Source organism: Streptomyces sp. NPDC046939, from assembly GCF_040644575.1.
In the GTDB taxonomy this organism is placed as follows: Bacteria; Actinomycetota; Actinomycetes; order Streptomycetales; family Streptomycetaceae; genus Streptomyces.
Genome location: NZ_JBEYWV010000003.1, coordinates 265,883 through 280,836 on the forward strand (window position 1 = coordinate 265,883; position 14,954 = coordinate 280,836).

The following is a 14,954-nucleotide window of genomic DNA, read 5'->3' on the forward strand; positions in this document are numbered from 1 at the left end:
CCGGTGTGCGCACACGACCCGGAACCTTCAGGCTCCGATCGTGCCATGCCGCACCGACGGTTAAGGTCGCAGGCGACCGTGGAAGCGTGATCCAGAGGAGAGTCACAGGGATGCTCAGGCTTGGCGGGCGCGAGTTCGACGCGCACGAGCCGGTGATCATGGCGATCGTGAACCGTACCCCGGACTCCTTCTACGACCAGGGCGCCACGTTCCAGGACGAGCCGGCGCTGGCCCGCGTCGAGCAGGCGGTGGCCGAGGGCGCCGCGATCGTCGACATCGGCGGGGTGAAGGCGGGCCCCGGCGAGCACGTCGACGCCGAGGAGGAGGCGCGGCGCACCGTCGGGTTCGTGGCCGAGGTACGGCGCCGCTTCCCGTCCGTGATCATCAGCGTGGACACCTGGCGCCACGAGGTCGGCGAGGCCGTGTGCGAGGCGGGCGCGGACCTGCTCAACGACGCGTGGGGCGGGGTCGACCCGAAGCTCGCCGAGGTCGCGGCCCGCCACCAGGTGGGCATCGTCTGCACGCACGCGGGCGGCGCCGAGCCCCGTACGCGCCCGCACCGTGTCACGTACGACGACGTGATGGCCGACATCCTCGACGTGACGGTCTCCTACGCGGAGCGGGCCGTCGCGCTCGGGGTGCCCCGTGAGTCCGTCCTCATCGACCCGGGGCACGACTTCGGCAAGAACACGCGCCACTCCCTGGAGGCGACGCGGCGGCTGCCGGAGATGGTGGAGACCGGCTGGCCGGTGCTCGTCTCGCTGTCCAACAAGGACTTCGTCGGCGAGACGCTCGACAAGCCCGTCAAGGAGCGCGTCATCGGGACGCTCGCGACCACGGCGGTCTCCGCGTGGCTGGGGGCGCAGGTCTACCGCGTGCACGAGGTCGCGGAGACCCGGCAGGTGCTCGACATGGTGGCGTCGATCGCGGGGCACAGGCCCCCGGCGGTGGCCCGCCGGGGACTCGCGTGACAGGTAGTACCTGCGGCTAGTTGCCGGTCTCCTTGGTGACCAGCGTGATCGCCTCCTCCACGTCGTCGGTGACGTGGAAGAGGAGCAGGTCCGCCTCGCTCGCCTTGCCCTGGGCGATCACCGTGTTCTTCAGCCACTCCACGAGGCCGCTCCAGTACTGCGTGCCGAAGAGGACGATCGGGAAGCGGGTCACCTTGGTCGTCTGGACGAGGGTGAGCGCCTCGAACAGCTCGTCCAGGGTGCCGAGGCCGCCGGGCAGCACCACGAACCCTTGCGCGTACTTCACGAACATCGTCTTCCGCACGAAGAAGTAGCGGAAGTTCAGGCCCAGGTCGACGTACGGATTGAGGCCCTGTTCGAAGGGCAGCTCGATGCCCAGGCCGACCGAGGTGCCGTTGGCCTCCACGGCGCCCTGGTTCGCGGCCTGCATGGCGCCGGGCCCGCCGCCCGTGATGACCGCGAAACCGGCCTCCACCAGCGCCTTGCCGATCGCGACGCCCGCCGCGTACTCCGGTGAGTCCACCGGGGTGCGCGCGGAGCCGAACACGCTGATCGCGGGCGGCAGTTCGGCGAGTGTGCCGAAGCCCTCGATGAACTCCGACTGGATGCGCAGGACCCGCCAGGGGTCGGTGTGCACCCAGCCCGAGGGTCCTTCCGAATCGAGCAGACGCTGGTCGCTCGTCCCGTGCTGCACCTGGTCGCGGCGGCGGACCACCGGCCCCGTCCGCTGCTCCGTGGGACGCCGCTCGCCCTCCTGGTTGCTCATGTCCGCTCCCTCCATGCGCAGGTTTCACGCGCTCACGTAGAGCAAGGGTAGGTCTACGCGGGTTACATGCGAGGGACGTCGGGGTGTCGGACGTCAGGCGGTGAGCCAGGCGGCGAGGCGCTTCTCCGCCTCCAGGATCAGCGCCGTGTCGACATGCTCGTCGATCTTGTGGGCGTACATCGGGTCGCCGGGGCCGTAGTTGACCGCCGGGACGCCGAGGGCGCTGAAGCGGGAGACGTCCGTCCAGCCGAACTTGGGGCGCGGCTCACCGCCCACGGCGGCCAGGAAGGCGGCGGCAGCGGGGTGGGTGAGGCCGGGCCGGGCGCCGCCCGTGTGGTCGTCGACGACGAACTCCTCGATCGGGCAGCCGCCGAAGAAGTCGCGCACGAACTGCTCGGCCTCCGCCATGGAGCGGTCGGGCGCGTACCGGAAGTTGACCGTGACGGCGCAGGCGTCCGGGATGACGTTCGTGGCGACGAAGCCCTCGATCCCCACGGCGTTGAGGCCCTCGTGGAACTCCAGGCCGTCGACGACCGGCCTGCGCGGCTCGTAGGCGGCCAGGCGCTCCAGGATCGGGGCGGCGGCGTGGATGGCGTTGTGGCCCCTCCACGCGCGCGCGGAGTGGGCCCGCTCGCCCTTCACCTTGAGGATGACGCGCAGGGTGCCCTGGCAGCCGCCCTCGACCAGGCCCTCGGTGGGCTCCAGGAGGATCGCGAAGTCGCCCGTCAGCCAGTCCGGGTGGGCGTCGGCGACGTGCCCGAGGCCGTTCAGATGGGCGGCGACCTCCTCGTTGTCGTAGAAGACGAACGTGAGGTCGCGGTTGGGCTCGGTGACCGTCCGCGCGATCCGGAGCTGGACCGCGACGCCGGACTTCATGTCGCTCGTGCCGCAGCCCCACAGGATGCCGTCGGCGTCCAGGCGCGAGGGCACGTTGTCCGCGATCGGGACCGTGTCGATGTGGCCCGCGAGGACGACCCGCTCGGCGCGGCCCAGGTGCGTGCGTGCCACGACGTTGTTGCCGTGGCGGTCGACCGTGAGGTGCGGCAGGGGGCGCAGGGCCGCCTCGATGGCGTCCGCGAGCTCTTTCTCGCTGCCGCTGGGCGAGGGGAAGTCGACCAGTTGGGCGGTGAGGAGGGCGGCGTCCTGTGTGAGGTCGAGTGAGGTGCGGTCCATGGTGTTGACCCTATCGCCCGGCCATGCGGGGTACGGAGCGACTTCTGGTGTCCGAATTCTCCCTGGTCATCCGTGCGAGCGGCCACTCGATCGAAGTACACCCGGCATGGTCGGCACCCCTGCGGCAAAACGCTTCGGCCGCCGCGCGGGCCGTCCCGCGCTTCCCTTGTGTTTACAGGGGCGTAAGGGTTCTTCAGCGCTCCGGGAGCGCCGCGGCACACACGACTTTTGCCCGTTTTTATCCGCAGCCGATTATGCGACGCATTACCAACCCTTTGCGTTGCCGACCCGCAACCTTCCGGGGCCCTGGGCCTGTTGTCACGACGTCCGGCCGCCGCACGGCAGCCGGACGGAAAATCCTCTCTCCCGTCTAAGGAGCACCATGTCCCTCCCCCTGACCCGCCGGATCGCCCGCGTCGCGCTGCTCGTAGCGGCGGGAGCGGCACCCGTGGTCGGTGCGGCCGGCTCCGCAAGCGCTGCCGAACTCCCGGCCACGCCCGACCTCGGCGGTGTCACCGCGCTGGACGGCGCGAACCTGGGCAACACCGTGGACGGCGCGAGCCGGCACGTCAGCAACCTCGCGGGCCACGCCGGCGGCGAGGCCGTGCAGACGGCCGTGCCCGAAGCGGGCAAGACGGTCGGCAAGACCGCCAAGACCACCACCCCGGTCGCGCAGAAGGCCGCGGGCGACCTGGCCGGCAGCGCCGGTGACACGGTCGGGAAGACGGCCGGTTCGGTGACGGACGGCGGTCTGCCCACCGACTCCCTCACCAAGGGCGGCCTCCCGCTCTCCGGCGGGCTGCCCACCGACCAGCTTCCGCTGGGCTGATCACCGCGGGTCGTCGGTGACCACGGGGGTGCGAGGAGCGCGACGCTCCTCGCACCCCCGTTCTCGCTGTCAGGCCAGGCGGGCGACGGCCGCCCGGATTCGCTCGTCCGACGCGGTCAGGGCCACGCGCACGAACCGCTCGCCCGCCTCGCCGTAGAAGTCGCCGGGCGCGACCAGGATGCCGAGGTCCGCTAGGTGCGCGACGGTGTCCCAGCAGGACTCGTCGCGGGTCGCCCACAGGTACAGGCTCGCCTCGCTGTGCTCGATGCGGAAGCCGTGCCGGAGCAGCGCCTCGCGCAGCAGCTCGCGGCGGGCCGCGTACCGGGCGCGCTGCTCGTGGACGTGGGCCTCGTCGCCGAGCGCCGCCACGACCGCCGCCTGGGTCGGCGCCGAGGTCATCATGCCGCCGTGCTTGCGGATCTGGAGCAGATCGCCCAGGACGGCCGCGTCACCGGCGAGGAACGCGGCCCGGTACCCCGCCAGGTTCGACCGCTTGGACAGCGAGTGGACGGTGACCAGGCCGTCCAGCGAGCCGCCGTTGACCTCCGGGTCGAGGACCGAGACCGGGTCGGCCTCCCAGCCCAGCTCGATGTAGCACTCATCGGAGAAGACCAGGACCGAGTGCTCGCGCGCCCAGGCGACGATGCGGGTCAGCTCCTCCTTGGAGAGCACCCGGCCCGTCGGGTTCGACGGGGAGTTGAGCCAGAGCAGCTTCAGACCCGCCGGGTCCAGCTCGGTCGGGTCGTCGTAGGCGACGTGGTCGGCGCGGGCCAGACGGGCGCCCACCTCGTAGGTGGGGTAGGCGAGACGCGGGTAGGCGACCTTGTCGCCCGGGCCGAGGCCGAGCTGGGTCGGCAGCCAGGCCACCAGCTCCTTGGAGCCGACGACCGGCAGCACGTTCGTGTGGCCGAGGCCGCGGGCGCCCAGGCGCCGCTCGCACCAGCCGACCAGCGCGTCCCGCAGCTCCGGGGTGCCCCACACCGTCGGGTAGCCCGGTGAGTCCGCCGCGTCCGTGAGCGCCTTCTGGATCAGCTCGGGGACCGGGTCCACGGGGGTGCCGACCGACAGGTCGACCAGGCCGTCCGGGTGCGCCGCGGCCGTCTTCTTGTACGGCTCCAGCTTGTCCCAGGGGAAGGTGGGGAGGCGGTCGACAGGGGCGGGGACTGCGGACACCAGGTCAGCTCACTTCTCTTGCGTAGGGCGCCCTGGACGGGCGGGCGGACAAACGCCTCGGTCCCGTACGGCAGTCGAGCCGTACGGGACCGGGGCAGCGCCTGTGCGTACCGCTGGACGCGGTGACTGCTTCTGCTACTGGTTCTGCGGCGGCAGAGCGGCGATGAACGGGTGGTCCTTCTCGATGAGACCCATCTTCGAGGCACCACCGGGCGAGCCGAGCTCGTCGAAGAACTCGACGTTCGCCTTGTAGTAGTCCTTCCACTCCTCCGGAGTGTCGTCCTCGTAGAAGATCGCCTCGACCGGGCAGACCGGCTCACAGGCACCACAGTCGACGCATTCGTCCGGGTGGATGTACAAGGACCGGGAGCCCTCGTAGATGCAGTCGACCGGGCACTCCTCGATGCACGCCTTGTCCTTGACGTCGACACAAGGCTGCGCGATGACGTAGGTCACGCTGTCGTTCCTCCTCGATAGGGCGCTGGCGGGCCTCCACAGGCTCCGCCGCCTGGCGCGCGGGAGCGCGGCGTCGTCGATGCCCGCCCCTAGTATCTCCGTTCCCGGCCATGATCCGAACAGGAGGGGTGGACCGAGCTGTGGAATTCACTGCGAGCGGACGGCTTGCCGTTCGCCTGACCCGCGCTGACGTGGGAAAACGCGTGTCCGTGCGACGGGTGAGCGAGGAGGGGCCCGCGGGTCGGAAGTTCACCGACACGGTCGGGGTTCTCACATCGTGGGACGACGGTGTGCTGCTCATCACACGCCGCTCCGGCGAACAGGTGGCCGTGGACGCGGCCACGCTGGTCGCGGGCAAGGTCGTGCCCGCCGAACCGGCCAGGCGCCGCGGGCCCTCGGCCACGTATCCGGAGCTGGCGCACGTCGCCTCGCGCGCGTGGCGGCCGGTCGAGAGCGAGCGGCTCGGCGAGTGGGAGCTGAGGGCCGCTCAGGGGTTCACGCGGCGCGCCAACTCCGTCCTGCCGGTGGGCGACCCGGGCGTGCCGCTCGACGACGCCCTGGAGCGCGTACGGGACTGGTACGCGGCCCGTGGCCTGCCCGCCTACGCGCAGACCGCGACCGGGGCCGCCGGGACGCAGGAGATGCTCTGCGCCGAACTGGAAGCCCGCGGCTGGGTGCGGGAGGTCAGCGCCGAGACGCGGATCGCGGCGCTCGCGCCCATCGGCGACGCGGCGGAGGGCCGGCCCGTCACGCTGAGCCGGGAGCCGGACGAGGCGTGGCTCGGGCGGTACCAGCGCAAGGGCGCGAGCGAGGTCGCGCTGCGGGTGCTGCGCGCCGGGCCGTCCGTGTGGTTCGCCACCGTGCCCGGCGACGGCGCGGTGCCCGCGGCGATCGGGCGGTGCGTGGTCGACGGGCGGTGGGCCGGGTTCGCCGCCGTCGAGGTCGACCCCGCCCTGCGGCGCCAGGGGCTCGCCTCGGCCGTCATGGCGGCGCTCGCGCGCCGCGCGCTCGACGAGGGCGCGTCGGCCGCCTGGCTCCAGGTCGAGGCCGACAACGAAGGGGCCCGCGCGCTCTACGACCGCCTGGGTTTCGCCACACACCACGCCTATCACCACTACCGTGCTCCGGAGCGCGGCGTCCGGAGCCCCGTCGCCGGGAGCGCCGAGCGCGCTAATCGATCGGTCTGAGAGGGCACGAGGCTCGTATGTCCCCCCACTTGTCCCCCCGCTCCGCCGAGCTACGGCGCCGGTTCGCCGAGGAGGCCAGAGCCGAGCGGCCCGACCTCGCGCACTTGTGCCTGCTGCTCGCCGCGGAGGGGGACGGCGCGCTCGACGAGGCCGGCATGGACGCCGTCCAGGTCGAACTCGACGCGCTCGCCGGGCAGTTGCCGTTCCGGCCGGGCGGCCCGCGCTCCTGGGCCACCGCCCTCGCCGACCTGCTCGGCGAACGGCTCGGCTTCCACGGCTCGGCCGCCGACTACCAGCGTCTGGAGTCGTCCCTCCTGCACGAGGTCGTACGGCGTCGGCGCGGGCTGCCCATCCTGCTGTCGGTCGTGTGGATGGAGGTCGCTCGGCGGGCCGGTGCCCCGGTCTACGGGGTCGCGCTGCCCGGCCACTTCGTCGTCGGGTTCGGCGACCCGGAGGAGCAGATCCTCGCCGATCCGTTCGGCGCCGGGAGGGTGCTGACCGGGTCCGACGCGGAGCTGCTCGTCGCCGGGGCGACGGGGGCGCCGCTCGACCCGTCGATGCTGCGGCCCGTCGCGCCGCTGGAGGTCGTGCTGCGCATCCTCAACAACATCCGGGCGTGGGCGGCGACCCGGCCCGAGCGGTCCGAGGTCGCGCTGTGGGCGCTGGAGCTGTCCCTGCTGCTGCCGTCGCATCCGGCGCGGCTGCGGTACGAGCGGGCGCAGTTGCTCGTGCAGCGGGGGGAGTTCGTGGCCGGGGCCGTGGAGCTGGAGGCGTACGCGGAGGTCGTGGAGGCGGTGGACGCGGGGGCCGCGGAGCGGGTGCGGGGGCAGGCTCGGGCGGCTCGGGCGATGTTGAACTAGGCGGTGCGGTGCGGTGCGCTTTCGGGTGCGGGTGGTTGTGGTTGCCCGCGCGTCTGAGCGTCTGCCGGGTTGCGGACCGCCCTTCAGGTGCCTGTTGTACGTGGCTGAGCGCGCAGTTCCCCGCGCCCCTGGCGGGGCTGCAGCAAGCCCCGCATGGTGGCATGCGGGGCTTGCTGTCGCGTGCTAGCTCGGGTTCGTCTCGATGGTTGCCGTGCGCTCCGCCGGGGTCTTGCCCAGGAGGGCCTTGCCCATGGCGGCGGCCACGTCCGTCGGCTGGACCGGGGTCTTCTTGCCGTTGCCGCGCGTGATCAGGACGCCGTCGAAGATGTTGCCGTAGAGGCTCTTGAGCGCCTCCAGGTCGTACGTCTCCACCAGCTTGCCGTTCACCGCCTTCATGCCGAGGATCTTCGGCAGCGACTTGTCCGGGCCGAACGGGATCGACGCGGCGCCCGCCTTGATCGTGACCAGGCCGGACATCGCGGGCTCGGCGAACTGCTTCATCTTCCGGTCGACCTCGGCGTTCGAGACCGTCGGCTGCCGGGTCGTCGTGGCGACCCGGACCGGCGTGGACGCGCCCGTCTCGACCTGGCGCTGGTACGCCTGCTCGACGGCGCTGGTCGACTTGGCCACGTCGATGCCCTTGCCCGCCTTGCCGTACACGGCCACGGCCTTGCCCGGTACGAACTTGATCGTGCCGTCACCGGAGCCCGTGGCCCCGCCCGCCGCCTGCTCCAGCGCCGCGTGCAGCTTCTCCTCGTCGACCGGCATCACCGGCTCGACGACGCGCTGCTGACCGAAGAGCGAACCGATCACGGAGACCGGGTTGTAGTCGCTGCCCGCGGCGGCCGACACCGTCGCCGCGCTGTCCAGGGACAGCCCCGCCTGGTCCGGCTTCAGCTCGACGGTCTTGCCGTCGACCTGGAGCTTCAGCGGCTGCGTCGTGCGCTTGCCGAGGGAGTCGTCGAGCTTGGCCGCGGCCTGGTCGCGGGTGCCGCCGCCGATGTCGACGCCGAGGACGGTGGTGCCCTTGGGCACGTCGGAGTGGTTCATCAGCAGGCCCGCGCCGTACGCGACCCCGGCCACGCCGATGACGGCCGCGCCGAGCAGGACCAGCTTGTTGCGGCCCTTCTTCTTTTTCGCCGGGGCCGGGGTGCTCGGCACCGGGTCCGGGAGCTTCGGCGGGGTGTGCGGCGAGGGCCGACCGGGGCCCCGGTCACCGTCGGCCGCCGGGACGACCGGCATCCCGCTGGTGAGCGTGTCGCCGGAGACATGGCCGCTGGACGGCGGCTCGGGCGCGGGCTTCTGCGGGGTGAGGATCGCGGTGTCGTCGCTCAGGCGCGGCGTGTCCGGGCGGACCTGCGGGTTCGGCGCGGGCGTCGGCATTATCGGCCCGTCCCCGGTGGCGGGCCCGGCGGTCGGCCCGACGGGCCCCTTGCGCGGGGCACCGCCCCGCCGCCCCTCGGACGCGCCACGGGCACCGCCCGGCGCGCGTCCGTTGCCGGGATCACCGAAGGCGTCGAGGCCGCTGGACATGCCGGGGACGCCGGACGTACCGCGCCCGGCACCGGCACGGAGGCCGTCAGTAACACCGGAGGCACCGGGCCCACCGGAGGCACCCGCGCTGCCGGGGCCCGCGAAGGCGTCGCGGCCACCGGAGGTGCCGGGGCCGCCCGGGAAGCCGAGGTCGTCCGCCGGGCCGGGGCCGCCGTTCGCGCCCGGCGCACCGGGGTTGTCCGGGCCACCGGAGAAGTACGGCAGGTCTCCCCTCTCCCCCGGGCCGGGCTCCGCGCCGTTCGCGTCGAAGCCGCCCGACGTGCCGGAGGGACCGGACGTGCCGGAGGGCGCCCCGCCCGTGCCGCGTGCCGTGGGGCTCTTGCGGGGTGCGAACCAGTCGCTGGTCTTCTCCTCGCGGGGAGCCTTCGGCTCGGGCGCGTCACCTGCGGCGGCCCCGCCGCCGTCGGCCGCGCCGTCCGTGTACCCCGTGAGCGCGGACGGGTGGCCCGCGCCGGACTCGGGCTCCGCGCCCCGCGCCTCCGCGCCGTCCTGCGGCCCGGCGTCGACGTCGCTCATCGGCGTACGCATCACGACCGGCGGGATGGGACGCGAGCCGGGGATGTTGATCCGGATCCGCGTCGTCAGCGTGGTCTCCGTCTTGGGGCTGTCCGGGGTGCCCTGGTCACCCGCGGGGCCCTGGCCCAGCGGGTCGGCGTCGCCGGACGCCGCGCCCTGCGCGGACGTGCCGTACGGAGGCGTCCCCGACGGGTACGCGGCAGCGCCGCGCCCCTGGGGCCCGGAGGACGAACTGTCAGTTTCACGACTCAAAGCAGGTTCTCCCGGTTGGCTCCGCCGCCCGTCTCGACCTCACGCGGGCTGCTCGGCGGCGCGCACCACCATACTGGCCGCGGCCGGACGGCACGGAGTGACGGACGGTGAAAGGTGCACCGGGCACGGGCCGAAGTGGTACGTCACTTCCCAAGTCGGGCGGCGGAGGCGGCCGGTTGCCGGGGAAGTCCCAGCGTGGCGCACATCACAGCGACGGCCATCCCTCCGAGGAGGAAGAGGTAGGAGCCGATTCCCGCGCCGAAGAGGAAGTCGCCCTCGGGGCGGCTCGCGGTGAGCAGGATGACCGCGAGGACCCAGCCCGCGGCGGGGGCGAGGGCGCCGGACCTTCCGCCGGTGAGCCGTGTCCCGCCGTGGAAGAGTCCGGCCGCGCCGAGCAGCGCGAGCAGCAACCCGGCCGGGAACCAGCCCCCTTGGAGCAGCGCGCCCGCGGTGCCGACGAGGGCGCCGAGCACGAAGAGGACGACCAGGACGGCGGCCCGGCCCGGGGTGACCGACATGCTGAAGGGGAGGTCGACCGGGGCCGCCGAACTCCCGGCCCGTGCCCCGTTCGTACCGTTGTTCTTGCCGCCGCTCGTCACGCGCCCGCTCCTTCGATGCTCTCAGTGCCGTCGATGCCCTCGAACAGGTCCTTCTCGTACGCCGATCCGGCCTCGCCGCGCACCAACTCGTAGTACTCCGTGACGAACAGCGGCTGGGCGAGGCCGTTGGACAGGACGAAGGCGCGGAGGTCGCCGACCGGGTCCGCGACGGTGACCTGGGTCGCGTGCGCGGCCATCGCGGCGGCCTTGCGGTCCGCGTACGGGCCGCCGTCGATCTCGGCGGTGACCCGTGCGTCGTCCACGACACCGGGGACGTCGGAGACGGCGGCGGTGACGGTGAAGGGGGTGCGGTCAAGGGCCTGGGCGAGCGCGCGGAACCGTTCCTCGGCGACCGTGCGGGGCACCCGGTTCCAGTAGATCTTGGAGATGGTGTGCGGGTTCCCGAGGTCGCGGCGGAAGTCCGGCTCCGCGGCGAGGTCGGCGGCGCGCATGGCGACGCGGTGCGCCTGGATGTGGTCGGGGTGGCCGTAGCCGCCGTCCGGGTCGTACGTGATCAGGACCTGCGGGCGGATCTCGCGGACGACGGCGACGAGGTGGGCCGCCGCCTCGTCGAGGCCGGCGGACCAGAAGGCGCCGGGGCGCTCGTTCTGTTCGACGCCCATCATCCCGGAGTCGTGGTAGCGGCCGGGCCCGCCGAGGAAGCGGTGGTCGGTGACGCCCAGCTCCTTCATGGCGGCGGCGAGTTCGCCGATGCGGTGGGGGCCGAGGCGGTTCTCACGGTCCGGGGCGAGATGTGCCAGTTCGTCCGGGATGACCTCGCCCTCCTCGCCGAGGGTGCAGGTCACGAGGGTGACGTGGGCGCCGTCGGCGGCGTACCTGGCCATCGTGGCGCCGTTGTTGATCGACTCGTCGTCGGGGTGCGCGTGCACGAGGAGCAGACGCCGACCGGGCAGTTCCGTCATGCGCCCAGCCTAGAACGCCGCACCCCCCGGATCAGAACTTGATGCCGCCGATCATCCCCGCCACGTTCGTCGTCAGTTCCTTGATCGTGGGGGCGATGGAGGAGCTCGCCAGATAGAAGCCGAGCAGCACGCAGACCACGGCGTGCCCGGCCTTCAGCCCTGACTTCTTGATCAGGATGAAGACGATGATCGCGAACAGCACCACGGCCGAGATCGAGAGTGCCACAGCGGTCCCTCCTCCAAAGTGATCCGGTCACTGACGGACGTCCCCCTTCCGGGATGCCCACACAGCGCTACTGATCATAACTATCCGCTGTCGCGCATGAGTCACCGCGAGGGAGCACCGGGGGCGGGCGGGAGCGCGTGGGGGGCGCGTCGCCCCTGCTTACGTCCTAGGCTTCGGGAATGACCACCGAGAACGCCACGGGCAGCGGGCCCGACACGCCGCAGGGCAGTGGGAGCGGGACGTACTCCTTTCCTCGTCAGCACGCGCGGACGCAGCGCTTCACCTCGGGCGCGCCCCGTGCCTTCACGGTGGCGCCGGACGGGGAGCGGGTCGTGTTCCTGCGGTCGTCCGGGGGCGAGAACCGGGCGAACGCCCTGTGGGTCCTGGACGTGCCGAGCGGCCGGGAGCGGGTCGCGGCCGATCCGGTGACCCTCCTCGGCGGTTCCGCGGAGCGGCTGTCGGCCGAGGAGCGGGCGCGGCGCGAGCGCAGCCGGGAGGGCGGCGCGGGCATCGTGGGCTATGCGACGGACGCCGCCGCCGAGTTGGCCGCGTTCGCCCTGTCGGGCCGTCTCTTCGCGGCCGAGCTGCGGGCCGGCACCACCCGTGAACTGCGCGTTCCCGGCCCCGTGTTGGACCCGCGCCCCTCCCCCGACGGGCGGCACGTCGCGTACGTGGTCCGGGGCGCGCTCCGGGTCGTGGGCGCGGAGGGCGACGACGACCGGGCGCTCGCGACCCCCGAGTCGGAGACGGTGACGTACGGGCTGGCGGAGTTCATCGCGGCCGAGGAGATGGGCCGGCACCGCGGCTTCTGGTGGTCGCCGGAGTCCGACCGGCTGCTGGTGGCCCGCGCCGACGACGCGGACGTGCGGCGCTGGTGGATCGCCGACCCCGCGCACCCGGACCGCGAGCCGCAGCGCACCGCCTATCCGGCGGCGGGCACGCCCAACGCCGAGGTGCGCCTGTTCGCGTACGGCCTCGACGGCTCCCGTACGGAGATCAACTGGAACCGGTCGGCCTACCCGTACCTGGCCCGCGTGCACTGGTCGGCGGACGGCGCCCCGCTGATCCTCGTACAGGCGCGCGACCAGCGGAGCGCGTTGTACCTGGCGGTGAACCTGGAGGACGGTTCGACGCGGATGGTGCACGCCGACGAGGACGCGCAGTGGCTCGAACTGTTCCCGGGCGTGCCGTGCTGGTCGCCGAGCGGGCAGCTCGTGCGGATCGCTGACGAGGGCGGGGCGCGGGTCCTCGCGGTCGGGGAACGGCTGCTGACGGGCGGGCAGTTGCATGTGCGGGCCGTGCTCGACGTCGGCGACGGTGACGTGCTCGTCTCGGCCTCCGCGGGCGCCCGCGCCGAAGCCCCCGAGACCGGTGAGGTGCACGTCTACCGGGTCAACGAGCTGGGCGTGCAGCGCGTCTCCGAGGGGCCCGGTGTGCACACGGCGGTCCGCTCGGGCGGTGTCACCGTGTTCGTCTCGTCGGCCCTGGACGCCCCGGGCGCGCGCGTGCGCGTGGAGCGCGACGGCAAGCACGTCGCCGACATCGCCTCGCACGCGGAACGGCCGCTGCTCTCGCCGCGCGTGACGCTGACGGAGGCTGAGGGCATCCCCTGCGCCGTCCTGCTCCCGTCCTCGTACGCGGAGGGGGACGGGCCGCTCCCGGTGCTCATGGACCCGTACGGCGGCCCGCACGGGCAGCGCGTCCACGCGGCGCACAACCCGTACCTGACGTCTCAGTGGTTCGCGGACCAGGGCTTCGCGGTGATCGTCGCGGACGGGCGCGGCACGCCCGGCACCTCGCCGGGCCGGGAGAAGTCCATCCGCGGCGACTTCACCCTGACCCTGGACGACCAGGTCACCGCTCTGCACGCGCTGGCGGAGCGGTTCCCGCTCGACCTGTCGAAGGTCGCCATGCGCGGCTGGAGCTACGGCGGCTACCTCTCCGCGCTCGCCGTACTGCGGCGGCCCGACGTCTTCCACGCGGGCGTCGCGGGCGCGCCGGTCACCGACTGGCGGCTGTACGACACGCACTACACGGAGCGGTACCTGGGCGACCCGGCCGCATCGCCCGACACGTACGCGACGAACTCGCTCGTCACCGACGACGGGCTGTCGGGCGCCGCGCCACAACACCGGCCGCTGCTCATCGTGCACGGGCTCGCCGACGACAACGTGGTGGTGGCGCACGCCCTGCGGCTCAGCTCGGCCCTGCTCGCGGACGGGCGGCCGCACGAGGTGCTGCCGCTGTCGGGCGTGACGCACATGACGCCGCAGGAGCAGGTCGCGGAGAACCTGCTGCTGCTCCAGGTCGACTTCCTGAAGCGGTCCCTCGGGCTGCGGTAGCTCCTACTGCTCCGGGGGCACGACCTGCTTCTCCTCCGCGAAGTGGCACGCCGAGGGGTGCTGCGCCGGGCCCTGGTCGCCGAGCCGGAAGGCGGCCGGGACCGCGAGCAGCGGCACCTCGTCCGCGCACCGCTGCTGCGCCTTCCAGCAGCGGGTGCGGAACCGGCAGCCCGAGGGCGGGTTGGCGGGCGAGGGCACGTCGCCGGTGAGGATGATGCGTTCGCGGTGCTCGCGCGCCTCCGGGTCCGGGACCGGCACCGCGGACAGGAGCGCCTGCGTGTAGGGGTGCGTCGGATGGTCGTAGATCTCCGCGTCGGAGCCGATCTCCACGATGCGGCCGAGGTACATCACGCCGACCCGGTCGGAGATGTGGCGCACGATCGAGAGGTCGTGGGCGATGAAGACGTAGGAGAGGTCGAACTCGTTCTGGAGCCGGTCCAGGAGGTTGATGACCTGGGCCTGCACCGACACGTCGAGCGCGGAGACCGGCTCGTCGGCGACGATGATCTCGGGGCGCAGGGCCAGGCCGCGCGCGATGCCGATGCGCTGGCGCTGGCCGCCGGAGAACTGGTGCGGGTAGCGGTTGATGTACTCGGGGTTGAGTCCGACCACGTCGAGCAGTTCCCGCACCCGCTTTCTGCGGTCGCCCTTCGGCGCGACCTCGGGGTGGATCTCGTACGGCTCCCCGATGATGTCGCCGACCGTCATACGGGGGTTCAGGGACGTGTACGGGTCCTGGAACACCATCTGGATGTTGCGGCGCACCGCCTTCAGGGCGCGGCCCGAGAGGCGGGTGATGTCCTCGCCCTTGTACTTGATGACGCCCGCGGTGGGCTGTTCCAGGTTGACCAGCATCTTGGCGACGGTGGACTTGCCGCAGCCGGACTCGCCGACGATGCCGAGGGTCTCGCCCTGGCCGAGGTCGAAGTCGACGCCGTCGACCGCCTTGACGGCGCCGACCTGCTTCTTGAAGAGGATGCCCCGGGTGAGCGGGTAGTGCTTGGTGAGGCCGCGCACCTCCAGGATGGGTTCGCGCCCCGACGAGGAGCCGTGCGCCGCGTACTCCGACTCGGCCCGCGCCTTGTGCATCAGGTGTTCGGCCAGCTGGCCCTCGCGCCGGAGATCAC

Annotated in this window: 14 protein-coding genes; 5 read left to right on the forward strand and 9 right to left on the reverse strand. The window is 72.7% G+C overall.

The features are described 5' to 3' along the window. Positions 1-110: 110 nt before the first annotated feature. Positions 111-971: a dihydropteroate synthase gene (gene folP / locus ABZ877_RS05240; RefSeq protein ID WP_361064574.1), complete on the forward strand. Its 861-nt coding sequence runs from the start codon at positions 111-113 to the stop codon at positions 969-971. A gap of 16 nt (positions 972-987) precedes the next feature. Here the strand turns inward: folP and ABZ877_RS05245 are convergent, their stop codons facing one another. After that, positions 988-1,737: a TIGR00730 family Rossman fold protein gene (locus tag ABZ877_RS05245; protein ID WP_361064577.1), complete on the reverse strand. Its 750-nt coding sequence runs from the start codon at positions 1,735-1,737 to the stop codon at positions 988-990. 93 nt (positions 1,738-1,830) lie between these two features. After that, positions 1,831-2,910, reverse strand: a complete 1,080-nt coding sequence (dapE, locus tag ABZ877_RS05250; RefSeq protein WP_361064580.1) for a succinyl-diaminopimelate desuccinylase — start codon at positions 2,908-2,910, stop codon at positions 1,831-1,833. 382 nt (positions 2,911-3,292) lie between these two features. Here dapE and ABZ877_RS05255 point away from each other — a divergent pair, with 382 nt between their 5' ends. Then, the gene (locus ABZ877_RS05255; protein ID WP_361064583.1) at positions 3,293-3,739 is read left to right on the forward strand and encodes an ATP-binding protein; all 447 of its coding nucleotides are present in this window, start codon (positions 3,293-3,295) and stop codon (positions 3,737-3,739) included. A 69-nt stretch (positions 3,740-3,808) separates the two neighbouring features. Here ABZ877_RS05255 and ABZ877_RS05260 read toward each other — a convergent pair whose 3' ends face one another. After that, entirely contained in the window at positions 3,809-4,912 is a 1,104-nt protein-coding gene (locus ABZ877_RS05260) for a bifunctional succinyldiaminopimelate transaminase/glutamate-prephenate aminotransferase (protein WP_361064586.1), read from the reverse strand. 135 nt (positions 4,913-5,047) lie between these two features. Further along, positions 5,048-5,368: a ferredoxin gene (gene fdxA, locus ABZ877_RS05265; protein WP_111666449.1), complete on the reverse strand. Its 321-nt coding sequence runs from the start codon at positions 5,366-5,368 to the stop codon at positions 5,048-5,050. Positions 5,369-5,508: 140 nt separating this feature from the next. Here fdxA and ABZ877_RS05270 point away from each other — a divergent pair, with 140 nt between their 5' ends. Next, positions 5,509-6,555, forward strand: coding sequence for a GNAT family N-acetyltransferase (locus ABZ877_RS05270; protein WP_361064590.1), 1,047 nt, complete (start codon positions 5,509-5,511; stop codon positions 6,553-6,555). A gap of 17 nt (positions 6,556-6,572) precedes the next feature. Continuing rightward, complete coding sequence (locus tag ABZ877_RS05275; RefSeq protein ID WP_361064593.1) at positions 6,573-7,415, forward strand: transglutaminase-like domain-containing protein; 843 nt, start codon at positions 6,573-6,575, stop codon at positions 7,413-7,415. 183 nt (positions 7,416-7,598) lie between these two features. On the opposite strand, the gene ABZ877_RS05280 is transcribed toward ABZ877_RS05275, so the two are convergent. The 4 genes from ABZ877_RS05280 to ABZ877_RS05295 form a co-directional block, all read right to left on the reverse strand. Continuing rightward, the gene (locus ABZ877_RS05280; RefSeq protein WP_361064596.1) at positions 7,599-9,737 is read right to left on the reverse strand and encodes a hypothetical protein; all 2,139 of its coding nucleotides are present in this window, start codon (positions 9,735-9,737) and stop codon (positions 7,599-7,601) included. A gap of 143 nt (positions 9,738-9,880) precedes the next feature. Next, positions 9,881-10,255: a DUF6113 family protein gene (locus tag ABZ877_RS05285; protein ID WP_361064783.1), complete on the reverse strand. Its 375-nt coding sequence runs from the start codon at positions 10,253-10,255 to the stop codon at positions 9,881-9,883. A 77-nt stretch (positions 10,256-10,332) separates the two neighbouring features. Next, positions 10,333-11,259: an N-acetyl-1-D-myo-inositol-2-amino-2-deoxy-alpha-D-glucopyranoside deacetylase gene (gene mshB / locus ABZ877_RS05290; protein ID WP_361064599.1), complete on the reverse strand. Its 927-nt coding sequence runs from the start codon at positions 11,257-11,259 to the stop codon at positions 10,333-10,335. 31 nt (positions 11,260-11,290) lie between these two features. Beyond that, a complete protein-coding gene (locus tag ABZ877_RS05295) occupies positions 11,291-11,485 on the reverse strand; it encodes a hypothetical protein (RefSeq protein WP_361064602.1) in 195 nt (64 codons plus the stop codon). 179 nt (positions 11,486-11,664) lie between these two features. On the opposite strand from ABZ877_RS05295, the gene ABZ877_RS05300 reads away from it, so the two are divergent. Beyond that, the gene (locus tag ABZ877_RS05300) at positions 11,665-13,827 is read left to right on the forward strand and encodes an alpha/beta fold hydrolase (RefSeq protein WP_361064605.1); all 2,163 of its coding nucleotides are present in this window, start codon (positions 11,665-11,667) and stop codon (positions 13,825-13,827) included. Between the two features lie 3 nt (positions 13,828-13,830). Here ABZ877_RS05300 and ABZ877_RS05305 read toward each other — a convergent pair whose 3' ends face one another. Then, positions 13,831-14,916: a dipeptide ABC transporter ATP-binding protein gene (locus ABZ877_RS05305; protein WP_361064786.1), complete on the reverse strand. Its 1,086-nt coding sequence runs from the start codon at positions 14,914-14,916 to the stop codon at positions 13,831-13,833. Between the last annotated feature and the right edge of the window lie 38 nt (positions 14,917-14,954).